This is a genomic window from Nitrospirota bacterium (genome assembly GCA_040756155.1).
Classification (GTDB): domain Bacteria; phylum Nitrospirota; class Thermodesulfovibrionia; order JACRGW01; family JBFLZU01; genus JBFLZU01.
Genome location: JBFLZU010000038.1, coordinates 1 through 17,731, shown reverse-complemented (window position 1 = coordinate 17,731; position 17,731 = coordinate 1). Strand labels below are relative to the sequence as shown.

Below are 17,731 nucleotides of genomic sequence, written 5' to 3'. Positions count from 1 at the left end.
GAACACTCGGGAGATTCTATTATAAGATATCTGCTCATTATCTTTATAGACGAAAGGGATTGAATGGAAAGATGGCAAAGAGAGCAAAGATATATTGTAACTTCTCTACAGGCATGAATGGTGCATAGATTGACTTAAGGAAAGGAATCTGTTAAAGTAATTTTATCTATTGGACGTAAAGATATTCTACGTCCTAGTGGTTAAAGTTTTTTAACTAATCACTATCCACTGTTTTTACGGGGGTGGTAGTTCAGCCGGTTAGAACGCCGGCCTGTCAAGCCGGAGGTCGCGGGTTCGAGCCCCGTCCACCCCGCCAACCAGAATTGATAATTGTTTAGGTACACCACTTACATTGTTATTAAAATGATTTTCCGTGCAACTATAGCCTACATCTCAATCCTTGTGATGACTCCATGGAGTTTTCGGGACGGGAGTTTATAGAACTGGACAAATGTAGGAGTTACCTTCTTTATTATTGAAAATATCTTCCATCTAAGACCTCTTGTGGATATGTCCTCAATGCCATAGAATATTGTTTTTTCCTTTATTCCAGCTTCCCTCAAAATATCCTCAACATCCATCACCTCCATGTATCCATACTGTATTTCAAATAGCCTGAGTCCTTTTGCAAGATCCTCTTTGAAGTAACCAATGACACCAAAGGGGTCATCACGTTTAATTATTGACACAAAGATATTGTCCTCGTATATGATGCCATGGTAAAACATCGTCTGTGTGATATAAAAGGATATTTCCTTGACATCCCTTATTAGGAAAAGGGCTGTACCTTTGATCTTTGCGGTTGTTGGATATACCTTCGTAAACTTATTGAGAAACTCCTCCAATGGCATGAATGTCATCATTCTGTAAAGCCTCCTCTGCCCACGGGTATAAAGCATTATCATTAAAAATGGAAGCAAGGCAAGTATCAATGACCAATAGCCACCGTGGGGTATTTTGTAGGAGTTTGCACTCAGATATACCACATCTGCGAATGTAACAAAGAAGGAAATGACGGAAAGCATCAACTTTTTCCTCAGATAAAATATCCATGTCATCATTATCCCTGTAAGGGTCATCGTCCCAGTGACCGCCAGTCCATAGGCAGCAGCTAAGCGATGGGATTCCTTAAACTCATACATGATAAACAGGACAGAGACAAGCAAAAACCAGTTTACAATGCCTATGTATATCTGCGCCCTCAGTTTAACAGATGTATAGTCAACCTTAAACATGGGCATAATGCGGGTTTGAATCCCCTGATACACTATGGAGAACATCCCGCTTATCATTGCCTGTGATGCTATTACTGTAGCGATGATGCTGAGAACAAGGAATGGTATATAAAGAATCTGTGACTGATGAAATACCATCTCAAAAAGCACAGTCTTTGCATCAGGATGCTGAGTAACATATGCACCCTGTCCGAGATAATTCAACAAAAGGGCAAAAAATACAAAATACCATGCCCTGAGAATGGGCTTCCGCCCTAAATGTCCCATATCAGCATACAATGCCTCACCGCCTGTGGCGCAGAGAATGACTTCAGAAAGCACAAAAAATCCTGTGATACCATTTTCGGTAAGGAACTTAAAGGCGTAGTAAGGATTTATTGCTTTTAAAACAGACGGAACCTGAAAGATAGAGGCAACCCCAGAAACCGTGAGAGACGAAAACCACAGTATCATTAAAGGGCCAAGCGCACCCGCAACCTTTTCGGTTCCCTTTCTCTGGAAGGCAAACAAGGCTATCGCTATTATAGCCGCAATAATAATCAGTGTCTCCTGCCCTGTTTTCTCAAAGCCGGGGATCAAAAGAGAACCCTCAACAGCACTGAGTATGCTTATGGCAGGGGTAATTATCCCATCACCGATTAGGAGGGATACGCCGATAAAAGAAAGGAGTGTAACAAATGCTATCTGTCTCCTTGATTTAAGCAGTGGGAGAAGTAATTCTTTTAAGACGATAGTTCCGCCTTCGCCTTTCTTTCCGAGGCTCATGGCAAGCCATGCATATTCAACAGTTACAAGTGTTACCAGCGTCCACACAATGAGTGAAAGGACACCTATAACATGATCCGGGGTGGGCCTTGTAAGTAAAAAGATAACTGTAAGGGTGTATATGGGGCTTGTCCCGATGTCTCCGAAAACAACACCGAGGGATTTTATAATGCCTTTAACTGGTGATTCCTTTTCAAGCATTCTAATGCATCCGCCAATAAAAACTCGGTATTATAATATTTTCTTCTGAAATTTTATAGATTTTTATTTATCCTTGTTATATCCTTTCGGCTTGTGAAGTTAATCAACTGGGAAACAACACTGATAAATGTCCGCACGACATCCTTGACTAAAATATTCAGACTCCGCTAATATAAAGATCAGACATCAATCAGGAGGACAAAAATGCTTATAGATGCAAGAGGGCTTGGATGTCCGAAGCCTGTTTCCATGGCACAGGAGGCATTAGAAAAGACAGATAAAGGTATTGTTGAGATTCTTGTTGATAATGAGGCTTCTTTTAAGAATATAATTAGATTTGCAAAGAAAGAGGGAATGGGTGTTGATACGATAAAAGAAGATAATTACTGGCGTTTAAAAATCGTAAAGGGTTATCCATGCGAGATTGAAAGTTCAGAGTTAGGAGTTCGGAGTTCGGAGTTTGAAGAGAAGATAGAAAAGAGTATTCTTCTCATAATCGGCACTGATACGATGGGAAAAGAAGAAGAAATCGGAAAAGTTCTGATGAAGGGGTTCTTTGAGACAATGAAGGTTGCTAAAGAAATTCCTCACACAATATTCTTTTTAAATGCTGGAGTTAAACTCACTACCATTGAAAATGACATAATTCCAATTCTCAAGGAGATAGAGGCTATGGGGGTCGAGATATTTTCCTGTGGAACATGCCTTAAATACTATAATCTTGAATCTGAACTAAAGGTTGGTTATAGAGGCACAACAAATCACATAGTGGAGGGTATAAAGGATTTCAAGAAGGTAATCTGGATTTAAGCAGATTACTATACATTAGGTTTTAGTCTGAAGATCTGAAGTGCTGAAGTTAAAGAGCCTTACTGTTTTAGTTCTTCAGCCTTCGGCTCAGGGTGACATTTTCATTGGAGAGGATTTTGCTATGGATATCAGATTCCACGGTGCTGTCAGGGCTGTAACAGGTTCTTGCTTCCACATAGAACATAACAATATAAACCTTCTTATAGACTGCGGGATGTTTCAGGGGAAAGATTCAGAAGAGAGGAACAGAAGCCCATTTCCTTTTAACCCCAGAGATATAGACATACTCATACTTACCCATGCACATATAGACCATATAGGACTCGTGCCCAGACTTGTGAAAGAAGGCTTTAAAGGAAAAATAATCACTACACCTGCAACTGCAGACCTTGCGGAGATAATGCTACTTGATTCTGCACATATTCAGGAAAAGGATGCAGAGTGGTTGAGCAGAAAGGAGATGCGTGCAGGAAGAAAGCCTGTAAGTCCACTTTATTCTGCTGAGGATGTAGAAGACTGTCTTTTATTCTTTGATGGCAGGCAATACGATTCAATCGAGACTATAGAAGATGGGATAGATTTTAGATTCAGGGATGCGGGGCATATACTCGGTTCTGCGATTGTTGAACTATGGTTTAAGGACAGAGGTGGCAAAAGAAAGTGCGTTTTCTCAGGAGACATTGGAAGGAAAGGAAACCCGATAGTAAGAGACCCAAGCATTATTGAAGAAACTGATGTTGTTGTTACAGAATCAACATATGGCAATAGATTACACAAGAGCCTGCATGAAACAGTAGAGGAGCTCTTTGGCATAATTTCTACAACATTCAACAGAGGCGGTAATGTATTGATACCATCATTTGCACTTGGAAGAACACAGGATATTCTATATATCCTTAATGGATTTGTAAGGGAAGGCCGCTTTCGAGAACTTGATGTATACCTTGATAGTCCCCTTGCTGAAGAGGCAACGGAAATATATCTCTCGCATCCTGAGTGCTTTGATGAAGAGGCGTTCTCACTGCTCACAAAAGGGTCTCTTGGCGGAGATGCTATGAGAATACACTTTACAAAAGATGTAACTGAATCTCAGGCAATTAACCGTATAGATTCAGGTGCAATAATAATCGCAGGAAGCGGGATGTGTGAGGGTGGACGCATAAGACACCATTTAAAGCACAATCTCTGGAGAAAAGAATGTAGTATCGTATTTGTCGGGTTTCAGGCATCAGGCACACTCGGCAGGACGATAGTTGATGGTGCAGAAAGGGTTCATATATTCGGAGAGGATATAGCCATAAAATCAGGGATCCACACCCTCGGAGGATTCTCAGCTCATGCAGATCGTGATGAACTCCTCGGGTGGATTGGTAATTTTAAAAACACCCCTGAAGTAATTGTAGTTCATGGCGAAGAAAGCGTATCATTAAATTTTGCAGGATTCATCAAAGAGAGATTTGGTTTTAAGACATCTGTGCCAGAGATCCACCAAGAGTTCCGTATTTAGACGATGAGGATGAAATATGATGAAATATGGGGAAGAACCGAAGGGAGGACAAGTCCTTCCCCATATACTTAATTTAAAGTCTGGACTTTGACCTATCTGTCAAGGCTTACCCTCTTAGTTACTGTGTGAACTGGTATCTTATCTGCCGGGAATAACTGATATGTGAGTTCCACTGTCACATCGACTGTCCTCACAGTGGCTGGGAGTTTTATCTCGAATGTCTCATTTTTAGATTGATAGGGCTGAAGGCTTGTGTCACGGATAATTCCAGTCTTCCACTGTGCACCATAAACCATCTCTTTATTTCTGCTGGTAGTTGACTGTGGCATATATATCCTATAATCATTAAAAATCTCTTTACCATCTGAAGTCTTTGCAGTCACCTCCAGGACCACTCTATTTGGAGATGGTCAACCATCCGGGATTCTATGCCCTGCATTTTGAGTTATCTTTGTATTGACAACAACCATCGGTATATGTGTACCACGCTCTGGAAGGAACTGATAGCCTACTGTCTGTACATCAAGGGAGATTGCATTTTTGAGAAGAGCCGAAGATTGAAGTCGGTCATTCCAGTTAGGAGCGATAAGGTGGTCTCCACCTTTCATATGGCACTCCTGACATCTCTGTGTTCCACCTTTAGGGATATATACATGGAGATAACTTCCATATAATGTTGCACACTGATAGGGATTTTCAGCATCGAAGTTCGGTCCTGTGCCATGGCACTGACCACACATTACAGCTTGTTTCATGATGACATTCTTCTTAACAGTCCGATAAACTCTATCAGGATGAGAAGCCATATCTTTTGATCCGTATATAACACCCTTCTGAGGTTTTCCTTCCTCAAGTCTATGAATGATAGCCATCTCATTATGGCAGACAAGACAGGTAATCTGGAGCTTGCCGATAGTAGCCTTATCACCAGCTAAAACGGCCTGTGAGATCTCTGCAGCAACAGAATCCTCTGCAGAGGTAAGTGCCTGAGGGAGATGGCATTTAAAACACGGGAAATTAGCCATCGTTGCCTTCTTTGGGTCTTTTGGGGCAAACGGACTTGCTTTAACAACTGGTATTAAGAATATACCTTCATTTATCCCCATCAGAGGTCTGGCATGATGCGATTTCTCCCACTGCTCATAAATCTTTGAGTGGCATACTTTACAGCTTGATGAGTCATACATCTTTGCAAGTTCATCGAGTGTTCTTGCCTTCTTTTCAGCACCGACGGCAAAAGATGGAAGAAATAGAATAGCAAGCATCAAAGCCAATCGTAGAATCATCTTTAGTCACCACCTCTTTCTTACTTACGAAATTTAACTTTAAATGCTTATATTTTTTATATTATTACCTGAATAAAGCAGGATTTGACAATTGGAAGAAATTCCTATTTTGGCGGGAAAATTTTCTTATTACCGAATTAAGGAGACATTTTCAAGCACTAAAATCGAAGATACTTAGCCGCATCTTCTGGAAATACAGGATTGAGATGGAATCCTGCTCCTATTTCAAAACCTGTGAATCTCCTGAGTTTCGGTATTATCTCTATATGCCAGTGAAAATCCTCTTCAATCGTTTTCCATCTACTTCTTACTAGTTTTGCCAACATGTTTGGACCTGTATGTATTGCGTAAATGTAGTCAGTATTTTTTAATACCTCTGCAATCCTTCCAATCATTTCCTGGAATATTTGTGCAAGTGATGGTAAGTTTTCAACATCTTCTTCAAAAAAGGCATTGTGTTCCTTTGGCATTATCCATACCTGAAATGGATACATAGAGGCAAATGGTGCAAATGCAAGGTAGTAGTTGTTCTCTGAAATAACCCTTTCCATACTGTCTAATTCCTGTTGCTTTATATCACAGAATATACATCTACCTCTACGTATGTAATGTTCCTTAGCACCGATGAATTCTACCCTTATCCTCCAAGGTGTAATTGGTGTGGCGATAATGTGGGAGTGGGAATGAGGAATAACAGCACCCGCGGATGGTCCAAAATTTTTATAAACAAGTATGTATCTAAACCGTATATCCCTTTTGAGATCAAGTATCCTTTCTTTGTAAACATGAAGTACATCTTTAATCTGATCAAGACTGAGAGATTCTATCCTATCTGTGTGTTGAGGGGTTTCTATTACTATCTCATGCGCACCGACTCCTCTCATCTTATCGTAGACACCTATACCTGTGCTATCCAGAGCACCATGTATCTGGAAAATGGGAAACTTATTTGGCACGACTCTTACATCCCAGTCAGGGGTGTCTGGGAGAGAATAATTTTTTCTTAATGCAAATATCTCTGGCGGGGTTTCCTTTTCTTTTCCCTCACAGAAGGGGCATTCTCCCTCATCTATCAGGGAATATTCAACTCTCCATGATTTCACCATCTCATCAACGGTTGTATCATTTCTTGTCATTACGACCCAATTTCCTGTTACCGGGTCTCTTCTTAGTTCATTTTCCATAAATCTTAGCTTTTATTTTTGATATATTTGATTATCATCTCGGCTGCTGTATCAATTTCATCTTCTGTAGTCCATTTACCAAAGCTGAATCTGATAGATGAAAGAGCCTCCCCCTCAGTCAACCCCATCGCAAGGAGGACATGCGAAGGAGTTTTTGTACCTGAGTGACATGCTGAGGCGGTTGATGCAGCGATATATTGAAGGCTCGAGAGTAAATCCGTTGTGTCTACCCCTTTCAAGTAGACATTAAGCGTATTTGGCAACCTCATCTCTGGATACCCGTTTAATCTAATCTCCACACCATTTGATAGTTTAGAGAACATCCTATTTCTTATGTTAACGAGATAACTTGCAGTAGCTTTCATGTCTCTTATTGCGATCTCAACTGCCTTACCAAGCCCTACTATCCCTGCAACATTCTCTGTGCCAGACCTCAGTCGGCGTTCATGTCCTGCACCATGAATTATCGGTTCAATTTTAACACCTTCCCTAATAAATAAACTCCCTACACCCTTTGGTGCATAGAACTTATGTCCTGCAATTGTTAGAAGATCCACTCCAAGTTCATTTACCTTGGTCTGTATTTTCCCTACACTCTGTGCTGCATCGGTATGGAGGTATACGCCTGCATTTTTAGCAACGGAACTTATTTCTTTAATTGGCTGTATGACTCCTGTTTCATTATTTGCGTGCATTATGGTTATAAGGATTGTACGGTTGTTTATGGCTTTTTTGACATCATCAGGGTCTACTATGCCCTCTCTGCCTACCCTCAGATAACTTACCTCAAAACCTTGCTTTTCAAGATATCTGCAGGGATTAAGAATAGAAGGGTGCTCGATCATCGATGTTATAATATGATTACCCTTTTCTCTGTTAGCGTAGGCTATGCCCTTTACTGCAAGATTGTTTGACTCGCTACCTCCAGATGTAAACACAATTTCGTTTACGCTGCAGCCGAGCAGATTTGCAACCATTGCCCTTGCAGACTCTATCGCATCCTTCGCATCCTTGCCAAATACATGTGAACTCGATGGATTCCCAAAATTACTTTCGAGGGGAGAGTCTGCAAATCCCTCCGTTTTTCTCGGGACTCCAAGATATGGTATCATCGCCTCCAATACCCTTCTGTCTACAGGTGTTGTTGCATTATAGTCAAAGTAGATAACCTTCATTTATCTATATCTCCAATATCTCTGTGTTGAACTACAGGGTTATAACCTTTACATTCAAAATACCCCTTTAATTCATTAACTACCACAACAGATCTGTGTCTGCCACCTGTACAACCAACCGCTATAGTCAGGTAACTCTTGCTTTCTCTCTCATAAAGCGGAAGAAGGAAGTCGAGCATGCTATAAAGCCTCTTGAAAAAATCTGTTGATTCCTGTTTGCTCATCACATAATCAACCACTCTCTTATCATTACCAGATAGATGATTCAAACCCTCTACAAAGAAGGGATTTGGAAGAAAACGGACATCGAAGAGCAAGTCTGCATCGTATGGAATCCCATCCCTGTACGAAAAAGAGATTAGTGAGATATTCATCCTTCTGTTAGGAGAACCTGAGGCATAATATGGAATCAGCGCATCTCTGAGTTTATGCACGCTGTAAGATGATGTATCAATTATCCTATCTGCCATATCCCTCAATTCCTCCATGACCTTTTTTTCTATTTTTATGCCTTCAATAATAGGTTTATCAGGTGACAGAGGATGTGGCCTCCGCGTCTCTTTAAAACGTCTCAGTAATATATCCTCGGATGCCTCAAGAAACACAATCTCTACCTTATAGTTCTTTTTCAGTTTTGTAATAATAGAATCGAGCCCCTCTAAGAAATCTTTTTCTCTTATATCCACCCCTAAGGCAGCTTTGCTTATTTCATTGGAGTGGACACAGAGTTCTACAAACTTGGGTATAAGCACTGATGGGAGGTTATCCACACAATAAAAACCAATATCCTCAAGACATTTAAGACAGGTACTCTTGCCCGCACCAGAAAGACCTGTAACTATTATAATATTAAGCCCTTTCACTGTAACTGACTGCTGGATTTTGTGATAGGCTCGATAAGCCCTACATTTCCATCATTCCTCCTGTAGATTACATTTATATCACCTGTAACAACATTAGAGAATACAAAGAAACTCTTATCGAGTAATTCCATTTGCATTAAAGACTCATCAGCAGACATTGGTTTCATATCAAATCGTTTTATCTTTATAATACGGGGAATCGTCTCACCCTCATCTGACGACCCTGATACCTTTTTTTGAGGTATTGTTATTCTGTTTTTATGTCGGATGAGTTTACCCTTGTATTTTTTAATCCGTCGTTCAATCTTATCCATTACCTTATCAATAGCGGAGTACATCTCCTCTGTCTCTTCCTCTGCCTGTATAATAACACCATCTGCCTTGAGATGTACTTCAACTTTGTGTCTGTATTTCTCCACAGAGAGTGTAACCACAGCCTCGTTAACAGCCTTCAAATACCTATCAACCTTTGTTATCTTCTCTTCGATATAGTTTCTGAGCGCATTTGTTACTTCCATATGCCTACCTGTAACTATTATGTTCATAAATTTCCTCCCTAACTTTCATGTATATTTCCTTCTTATATTTGTCGGTGGTATATCGATCTCTGTACGGTATTTGGCAACAGTTCTTCGCGCTATATGTATCCCCATTTTCTTAAGGATATTTACAATATGATGATCGCTCACAGGTTTTCGAGAGTCCTCACCTTCTACGATTCCCTTAATAATGTTCCTCACAGTCACTGAAGATACAGTACCTCCACTGGAATTCTGAATTGCACTGCTGAAGAAATATCTGAACTCAAAGAGACCGTGGGGGGTATAGATATATTTGTTGTTTGTTACACGACTGATAGTAGATTCATGCATCCCAAGGTCGGATGCTATATCTTTCAGTGTCATAGGTTTAAGATATCCGCCCCCTTTTTCAAAAAACTCTATCTGGCGGTCAAGGATGTTTTTTGTTACCTTGTATATGGTTCTATTGCGCTGTTCGATGCTTTTTATAAGCCATACTGCTGTACGAAACTTAGCCTCTAAATATTCCCTTTCCTCTTTCAAGAGTGCCCCTCTCTCAGCAATCAAATGTCTGTAGTATGGATTTACCTTGAGCTTCGGAAGTCCATCATCGTTGAGCATTATTACATAGTCTTCTCCAATCTTATAGACATAAACATCAGGGACAATATAGCCGGCATTCACTGTAGAATATGCCCTCCCGGGTCTTGGTTCAAGCCCTTTTATAACATTTGCAGCAGCCATCACATCATTTACAGAAATATTTAGCCTCTTTGCAATCTCAGCATATCTGTGCTTTTCTAAATCAGTAAGATATTTCTTTATAGTCTCTTCCACAGGCGTATCTTTAAGACCAATCTGTTCTAACTGTATCTGGAGACATTCCCTTAGATCCCTTGCACCGACTCCTGGTGGGTCAAACCCCTGAATAATTTTCAATACCCTTTCAACTCCTATTACATCTACCCTGCAGATTTCAGAAATCTCAGAGATTGACGCCTGCAGATATCCATCGTCATCAATATTACCGATTATAAACTCCCCTATGTAGATACTTTCCTTGTCTATCTGGGATAGCCTGAGCTGCCATAATAGATACTCTGAGAGGGTTGTAGCCATTGATACTGTCTGCTCATAAGATGGGGATTCTTCTATATCTGCACTAAAGTATCCAAGGTCTCTGCCATCACTTCCCTTCTCATCGAAATAATTCTCCCATCCAAAGTCCATATCCTCCAGTTTTATCTCTCCTGTTTTATCAAATATACCCTCTGTGAGCAGAGGTTCTTCTTTATTTTGGACAGATTCCTCAGTAAACTCTTCGGTCACATCCTCCTCAAGAACAGGATTCTCGACGAGCTGCTGATTTATTATCTGAGTTAGCTCAAGTCTCGATAGTTGTAATAGTTTTATCGCCTGTTGAAGTTGAGGCGTCATTATAATTTTCTGTGCGAGTTTGATCTTGAGTCCTAAATCAACTGCAGTCATAGTCTAAACTTTTCCCCCAGATAAAGTGCCCTTGCTTTGGGGCTCTTTATTATTTCCTTCGGTGTTCCTGATTCCATTATAACACCATTGCTGATGATATATGCCCTGTCAGTAATAGCGAGGGTCTCCCTTACATTATGATCGGTAATCAGTATCCCTATATCCTTAGCCTTCAGTCTTGAGATAATATTCTGAATCTCTATCACTGCCAGCGGGTCTATACCAGAAAAAGGCTCATCGAGCAAAATAAAATACGGGGATGTAGTAAGTGACCTCGCAATCTCGACCCTTCGCCGCTCACCTCCAGAAAGGGCGTAACCCTTGTTTTTTGATAGATGGGCTATATTAAGTTCTGAGAGGAGCGAATTCATCTTTTCTTCTTTTTCTACTTCAGGGATATCAAGGGTCTCAAGAATTGCCATTATATTTTCGCTAACTGTAAGTTTACGGAATATGGAAGGCTCCTGTGGCAGATAACCTATTCCTTTTCGTGCCCTCAGATACATTGGCAACATACCTATATTATCTCCGTCTAACAGTACCTCTCCATTATCAGGTTTTACAATACCGACTATCATATAGAAGGTTGTGGTCTTACCTGCACCATTTGGACCGAGTATCCCTATGACCTCACCCGACCTTATGTGCATACTCACATCACTCACTACAGTCCTTCCCCTGTAACTCTTGAATAGTCTTCTGGTCTCAAGTGTGTGAGATACCTCTGGAAGCCAGCTACTCTTATCTTCTTTGGGGAATCTTCTTCTCCGTTGCTTTGGTGCGATCACTTTTTCCACCAGATCGCTCCTTTCTCATGAGTATGACCTTACTATTTTCAACAATGCTCCTGTCCTCTCCTGTAAAATAGGTAATCATCGAGCCTGTTACTACATCATCGCCCCTCCATGCCTTGGGGTTCCCTTTGAATACCATCTTTTCTTCAGATTCATAGTAAATCGCCTCATCGGAGATTATCGTTCTGTCACCCTTTATAACCTTCACATTCCCATAAGCCTCAATCCTGTCTATATCCCCGCCTATATCCCCTTCCTTATCCTTGTCTCTATCCTCGCCCTTCTCTATATGATAGACAATCATCTTATCCGAATATATAATCATCTCACCACTCTTTGCTACCACATTACCCTCAAATGTCTGAATATTCTTGACATTATCCGCAAAGAGTTTATTTGATGTTATAACGATTGGACTTTTCTCTTTCTCCTTACCTCCTGTCTTCTCCTTAAGCTGTGCTGTTGCATCGGCAACAAACACAAATGACGCCATTATGATAACGATCCCAAATCCAGCAATAGGCAGGGCTGGCTTGAGGAAGCGAAAGACAGTCCTGCCTATTAAAATTGAAACAATATTAAACTTGAGTCCGATAGTCAGGCTCAATTTATCTCGAGTAAAGTGTGGTCTTAACATCGCGTAACACCTCTGCTATCTGGTTATCGACATTAAACAACAAACCTTTTCCTTCAACCCTTAGTTTACTCCCTGTTAATAAAACAGGCTCATCTGTCATTATCCTCCTCTCTGCTTCTACCCACCTCAGTGTAGTGGTAGTCAACACATAACCATTCTCTGAAATCACCTTCACATCCTTCTCTTTCTTTTGTACAATCATATCCTTGGTAGCGGTATTAAATACACCCGCATCAGCTATAAGGGTCATTTTCTTACCATCCTCCATCGTAAATCTCGCCTCTAAGTCATAAAGGATGGTCTTATTCTCTGGCTTATAGACTTCAGCCTTCTTCGCCTTTAATTCCCACTTCAGTCCTCCTCCTTTTGACTCTGTCTCTGGAATACTGAAATCCTCCATTACGATATCAGCCTCACCTTTTGAAGGAATGACTGGAATTGTGGTTTCTTTTTTTCTACTCAGAAAGAAGACCCCTGCGGTCAGAAGTAGAAGGATAATCCCTATGAGGATTTTTTTGATGACATTCTCAATTCCTGGCATTAATTTTTATATAGCATAAATTATGCCTATTGTAAAGACAAAAGGTAAACCCAGGGGAGCTGAAGGGCTATAGAACTAAAGTAAACCCTGTTAGAAGACTCCGCCTTCTAACAGGAAGGCTCACCCTGTTAGAAGTTTTAAATTTCTAAACGGGGCTCACACGGGGCATTAACCCCGTGTTCGCTCAAAAAGGAAAATTATTTTCATCCCCGCTGCAAGCAGCGGGGCATTCTAACGGGGTAAAATTAAAAACTCCACTAACTTCAGCACTTCAGCTCTAATAACTTCAGCTTAACTGATTCTAATACCTCATCCACAGTAATTAAATCCATACACCTGTAGCCTTCTGAACAGACTTTTTTAAAACAGGGGCTGCATGGAAGTTCTTTCTTGATTATTATATGTCCGCTACCCCACGGACCTGTTGCATCAGGATTGGTAGAACCAAATAGAGCTACCACAGGCACATTAAGCGCTGCTGCAATATGCATAGGACCGCTATCATTTGTGACAAATACACTGCACCTTTTCACAAGTGCTCCGAGTTCTCTTAGTGTTGTCCTGCCAGCCATCACTACAGGCTTATACCTTGTTATACCTGCGATCTCTTCAGCAGTCTTAACCTCGTTGACCCCTCCGAATATAACTACCCTCGCACCGAGATTCTTAACAATCATGTCTGAAAGCATCGCATATCTTTCCAAAAACCATCTCTTGGCAGGTCCGTAAGAGGCGCCTGGATTTATACCAACTATGAGATGTCCATCTCCTATACCTTCATCTTTCAGCCTTCTGTCTGCTTCTTCTTGCTCTTCATCTGTGAGATTAAACACAAGTGGAAGCCCTTTCCCATCTATACCAACAGCATTGATAAGTCTTAAGTAGTACTCTACATGGTGCATCTTCATGATTTTTATTCCTGAACCGGACACCCCAAAAAGTCTTTTGACTTTTTGGGGTGTCTCGATAGGGTCTGTCAGCAGAAGACCTCTACCATCGGTGTTATAGCCTATTCTTTCCGGTATACCTGCAAGAAAAGTTATCAATGCTGCTTCAAATGCATTCTGGAAAAGAAAGGTTATATCAAAGCATCTCTTTGTCAACTCCTTTATAAGTCTAAATTTCCCTGAAAGCCCTCTGTGTATCCCTCTATCTGAATACACAACAATCTCATCAATATCAGGATTGTTTAAAAATACATCCCTGACCCATGGCTTGGCAAGAACAGAGATATGAGCATCAGGGAATCTTTTTCTGATAGCCGAGATCGCAGGCGTTGTCATAACCGCATCCCCTATCCAATTAACACTCCTTATAAGTATCTTTTTTACCTTCTCACTTTTCACTTTCACTCTCACTTTTCGCCGGTCTTGTCTTCCACCTCTTAAGCATCCAGAGCCACTGGTCAGGATATTTTCTAATGTGATTTTCTATTACCCGTGTAAACAGGGCTGTATTTTCGATAACATCTTTTTCGCGGTTACCTATATTAATAATCTCAAGCTCTTTACTGTAGACTACCCTGTGATGTCCTTTTCCTTCATAATTTATAAATGCCGGGACAACAGGTGCCCCTGTCTTGAGAATAATATTAGCAAAACCTCTGTTTGTGCATGCGGGGATACCGAAAAAATCAACAAAAACTCCCTCATCCAGCCGTGTATTCTCATCAAGGAGTATCCCTATAACTCCACCCTCCTTCAGGGTTCTAAGCATCTCTCTGATCGCACCCCTCTTATTTATGGTCCTGTTTCCATACGTTGCTCTAATCTTGTTTATCAACCTGTCGAGATATGGGTTATCCATCGGTCTGCCTATAACCGAAAGCGGTTCTCCCATCTTTGATTGTGCAAGTGCCATCAACTCCCAGTTACCACAGTGCCCCGTGAGGAATATAACACCTTTTCCTTTAGCCTTCGCATTTAGATAGTTTTCAAAGCCATCAATCCTCACATATCTCTCTATCAGATTCGTTCCACTGTTAAGAAAGCGAGAAAATTCTGCAAAATTTCTTCCGAGATTGGCGTAAGAACCCTTTGCAATCTCTCTGAGTTCAGTCTCTGTTTTTTCTCCTCCAAGCGACATCCTCAGGTTATTAATGGTATAGCCTCTATGTTTTCTGTCGATAGTAAATAAGAGCACACCAAGAAATTCACCAAATTTTAAAGATACCAAATGTGGTAAAAAGGAGAGAAATCTTGCGAGAGAGATATAAAAAAGATATTCAAGGAATAATGCCATACTTCTTTATCTTATACCCAATCTGTCTCTGGGTGATTCCAAGGAGTTTTGCCGCTCGTGACTGAACTCCACCTGTTTGCTTCAAGGCGTCTATTATTTTCTGTTTTTCCATATTTACAAGTGTCTCTGAAGTGTAAGTATCCTTATTTTTATCCAGAGATACACCTGCACTCTCCCTCTGGTATGTGATGTCTCTCGGTTGTATAGTCTTTCCTGTCGTCATAACAACAAGCCTTTCTATGCAATTCTCGAGCTCCCTGACATTACCTCTCCACTCCGATTTCATTATTATATCCATAGATTGCGGTGAAAGTCTTACATCCTTTCCATTTTCCTTGTTGAATCTCTCCAGAAAATGTTCCACTAATAGAGGAATATCATCCTTCCGTTCCCTGAGTGATGGGAGAAATATCGGAACCACATTCAGACGGTAATAGAGGTCTTCCCTGAATCTTCCTTCTCTAACTGCATTCTCAAGGTCTATGTTTGTGGCTGCTATTAATCTGACATCAACCTTAATAGTCTTACTACTACCGATCCGTTCAAACTCTCTTTCCTGAAGAAACCTGAGCAGTTTAACTTGAAGGGGGTGGGATAGATCACCTATCTCGTCCAGAAATAATGTGCCACCATCTGCTATCTCAAAGCGTCCCTTTCGTTCAAACATCGCACCTGTAAAGGCACCCTTTTCATGTCCAAAAAGCTCACTCTCCAGCAGAGTCTCTGGTAGAGCAGCACAGTTAATCTTCACAAAAGGTTTATTCGCCCGTTCACTATTGTAATGAATCGCCTTTGCAATTAGCTCCTTTCCTGTTCCACTTTCTCCACGGATAAGGATTGTTGCCTTGCTCCCTGCAACCCTGTAAACCGTTTCAAAGACCTCTTGCATCCTCTCAGACTGCCCGATTATGTTATCAATTCGGTATCTTCCCTTCAGTTCCTGGCTGAGCCTTTCTTTCTCTTCGATAAGTTCCTCTTTCTCCCTCTGGACTATCTGGCTTAGTTTCAGCGCCTGACCGATAAGGGAAGCAACTATACTCAATACCCTTATATCCTCCTCAAAGGATATCCTTTTATCTGCAAAAAGTCTATCTGCACTCAAGACGCCCAATATCTCACCTTTCACCTTTATAGGGACGCACAGAAAAGATATATTCTCCCTTTTTATATCTCCACGGGATCTTGTCCTGTCCAGAAAGAGTGGCTCTTTACCAACATCAGGAATAATAACAGGATAGCCTGTCTTGACGGCCCTGCCAACGATACCCTCACCTATCTTATATCTGCCCCTCTTTATCTCATCCTTTGTAAGTCCATACGCCGAGACTATAGTAAGCTCATTTGTCTCGGTATCAAGGAGAGTAACAGTGCCTCTCCTCATACCCATAAAATCAGAGAGTATCTTCATGGAAGAATTCAGGTTTCTCTTTATGTCAAGGGAAGAACCCAGAATCTTACTTATTTCATAAAGCGTGGCTAACTCAAGATTCTTAAAATGTAATATGTCTTCTTTTTTCATAATTTTACCCTCACACCTATGCATAGGTGTGAGGGTTACCTTCTATATCGCTGACTCACCCTTTTCGCCAGTCCTTATCCTTATTACCTCTTCAACGGAGGTCACAAATATTTTCCCGTCACCTATACGACCTGTTCTGGCTACATTCTCTATGGTCTCGATAATGCGGGGCACCATATCATCAGGAGTTACAATCTCTAACTTTACCTTTGGCAGGAAATCAACCACATATTCAGCTCCCCTGTAAAACTCCGTATGTCCCTTCTGTCTGCCAAATCCCCTGACTTCTGTGACGGTTATACCCTGAACACCTATATTATTAAGTGCATCCTTAACCTCATCCAATTTAAATGGTTTTATAATTGCCTCTACCTTTTTCATTCAGGAGACCTCCCCTCTCATATAATAAAGAAAACCTTTGCTTTATAAGGGTATCAAAGATAATGTATATTTGTAAAGTGGTAATTATGCAAATCTATTGTGGTTATTTTCTGTAGAAGAGGCTATAATAAACAAAAGGGGGTATTTTGAAATCTGAGATTATTAATAATATCAAAAATATTTTACTAACGGATGAGAGGGTCGTCTTTGCTTATCTTTACGGGAGTTCTTTGTCATCAGATATACCAAGTGATATAGATATAGCTATTTATGCAAAGGTCGAGGATAGCTCCTCATTTTTCCCCCTTCCGAGCGACCTTAAGGTTGAACTATCGAGGGTGACAAACATCCCACCTGATACATTCGATGTGAAGGTTATAAATGATCTTATTAGGAGTGATGACGCATTTGCCCTATTTTATCTAAAGGATGCGTTAAATGGTCTTTTGCTTGTTGATAAAGACTTCGATCTCAGAGGTGACTTTATTGAGAGATTTTCGATGAAATATAGAGAGTCTGAAGGAATACTATCCGAGGTGCTTTATGTCTCACATAGATGAAAGGCGTATTCATTTTTTTCTTA

General features: G+C 40.7%; 17 protein-coding genes and 1 tRNA gene. 4 read left to right on the top strand and 14 right to left on the bottom strand.

Going from position 1 to position 17,731, the window contains the following annotated elements; all coding sequences use genetic code 11:
• Positions 1-239 precede the first annotated feature (239 nt).
• Positions 240-316: transfer RNA gene (locus AB1488_03375), tRNA-Asp, on the top strand.
• Between the two features lie 70 nt (positions 317-386).
• Here the strand turns inward: AB1488_03375 and AB1488_03370 are convergent.
• Entirely contained in the window at positions 387-2,201 is a 1,815-nt protein-coding gene (locus AB1488_03370; GenBank protein MEW6409137.1) for a KUP/HAK/KT family potassium transporter, read from the bottom strand.
• 204 nt (positions 2,202-2,405) lie between these two features.
• Here AB1488_03370 and yedF point away from each other — a divergent pair, with 204 nt between their 5' ends.
• Together yedF and AB1488_03360 are read left to right on the top strand one after the other, a co-directional pair.
• Positions 2,406-3,011, top strand: a complete 606-nt coding sequence (gene yedF, locus AB1488_03365) for a sulfurtransferase-like selenium metabolism protein YedF (protein ID MEW6409136.1) — start codon at positions 2,406-2,408, stop codon at positions 3,009-3,011.
• A 40-nt stretch (positions 3,012-3,051) separates the two neighbouring features.
• Positions 3,052-4,518, top strand: coding sequence for an MBL fold metallo-hydrolase (locus AB1488_03360; protein ID MEW6409135.1), 1,467 nt, complete (start codon positions 3,052-3,054; stop codon positions 4,516-4,518).
• Between the two features lie 92 nt (positions 4,519-4,610).
• Here the strand turns inward: AB1488_03360 and extKL are convergent, their stop codons facing one another.
• The 13 genes from extKL to AB1488_03295 form a co-directional block, all read right to left on the bottom strand.
• Entirely contained in the window at positions 4,611-5,804 is a 1,194-nt protein-coding gene (extKL, locus tag AB1488_03355) for a multiheme c-type cytochrome (seleno)protein ExtKL (protein MEW6409134.1), read from the bottom strand.
• Positions 5,805-5,962: 158 nt separating this feature from the next.
• Positions 5,963-6,988, bottom strand: coding sequence for a DUF4931 domain-containing protein (locus AB1488_03350; protein MEW6409133.1), 1,026 nt, complete (start codon positions 6,986-6,988; stop codon positions 5,963-5,965).
• 5 nt (positions 6,989-6,993) lie between these two features.
• Positions 6,994-8,163, bottom strand: a complete 1,170-nt coding sequence (locus AB1488_03345; protein MEW6409132.1) for a cysteine desulfurase family protein — start codon at positions 8,161-8,163, stop codon at positions 6,994-6,996.
• Positions 8,160-9,026, bottom strand: a complete 867-nt coding sequence (rapZ, locus tag AB1488_03340) for an RNase adapter RapZ (protein MEW6409131.1) — start codon at positions 9,024-9,026, stop codon at positions 8,160-8,162. The genes AB1488_03345 and rapZ overlap by 4 nt, the downstream gene beginning before the upstream one ends.
• The gene (gene raiA / locus AB1488_03335) at positions 9,023-9,571 is read right to left on the bottom strand and encodes a ribosome-associated translation inhibitor RaiA (protein MEW6409130.1); all 549 of its coding nucleotides are present in this window, start codon (positions 9,569-9,571) and stop codon (positions 9,023-9,025) included. The genes rapZ and raiA overlap by 4 nt, the downstream gene beginning before the upstream one ends.
• Positions 9,572-9,589: 18 nt before the next feature.
• A complete protein-coding gene (rpoN, locus tag AB1488_03330; protein ID MEW6409129.1) occupies positions 9,590-11,035 on the bottom strand; it encodes an RNA polymerase factor sigma-54 in 1,446 nt (481 codons plus the stop codon).
• The gene (gene lptB / locus AB1488_03325) at positions 11,032-11,700 is read right to left on the bottom strand and encodes an LPS export ABC transporter ATP-binding protein (GenBank protein MEW6409128.1); all 669 of its coding nucleotides are present in this window, start codon (positions 11,698-11,700) and stop codon (positions 11,032-11,034) included. Before lptB ends, rpoN begins: the two co-directional genes overlap by 4 nt.
• Before the next feature lie 76 nt (positions 11,701-11,776).
• Positions 11,777-12,466, bottom strand: a complete 690-nt coding sequence (locus tag AB1488_03320) for an LptA/OstA family protein (protein MEW6409127.1) — start codon at positions 12,464-12,466, stop codon at positions 11,777-11,779.
• A complete protein-coding gene (lptC, locus tag AB1488_03315; GenBank protein ID MEW6409126.1) occupies positions 12,438-13,007 on the bottom strand; it encodes an LPS export ABC transporter periplasmic protein LptC in 570 nt (189 codons plus the stop codon). The genes AB1488_03320 and lptC overlap by 29 nt, the downstream gene beginning before the upstream one ends.
• A gap of 263 nt (positions 13,008-13,270) precedes the next feature.
• The gene (waaF, locus tag AB1488_03310; protein MEW6409125.1) at positions 13,271-14,353 is read right to left on the bottom strand and encodes a lipopolysaccharide heptosyltransferase II; all 1,083 of its coding nucleotides are present in this window, start codon (positions 14,351-14,353) and stop codon (positions 13,271-13,273) included.
• Complete coding sequence (locus AB1488_03305) at positions 14,343-15,248, bottom strand: lysophospholipid acyltransferase family protein (protein MEW6409124.1); 906 nt, start codon at positions 15,246-15,248, stop codon at positions 14,343-14,345. Before AB1488_03305 ends, waaF begins: the two co-directional genes overlap by 11 nt.
• Positions 15,232-16,767, bottom strand: coding sequence for a nif-specific transcriptional activator NifA (nifA, locus tag AB1488_03300; GenBank protein MEW6409123.1), 1,536 nt, complete (start codon positions 16,765-16,767; stop codon positions 15,232-15,234). The genes AB1488_03305 and nifA overlap by 17 nt, the downstream gene beginning before the upstream one ends.
• A 42-nt stretch (positions 16,768-16,809) precedes the next feature.
• Positions 16,810-17,148, bottom strand: a complete 339-nt coding sequence (locus AB1488_03295; protein MEW6409122.1) for a P-II family nitrogen regulator — start codon at positions 17,146-17,148, stop codon at positions 16,810-16,812.
• 146 nt (positions 17,149-17,294) lie between these two features.
• Between AB1488_03295 and AB1488_03290 the strand changes: the two genes are divergently transcribed.
• Positions 17,295-17,708, top strand: coding sequence for a hypothetical protein (locus AB1488_03290; GenBank protein ID MEW6409121.1), 414 nt, complete (start codon positions 17,295-17,297; stop codon positions 17,706-17,708).
• Positions 17,709-17,731: the final 23 nt, after the last annotated feature.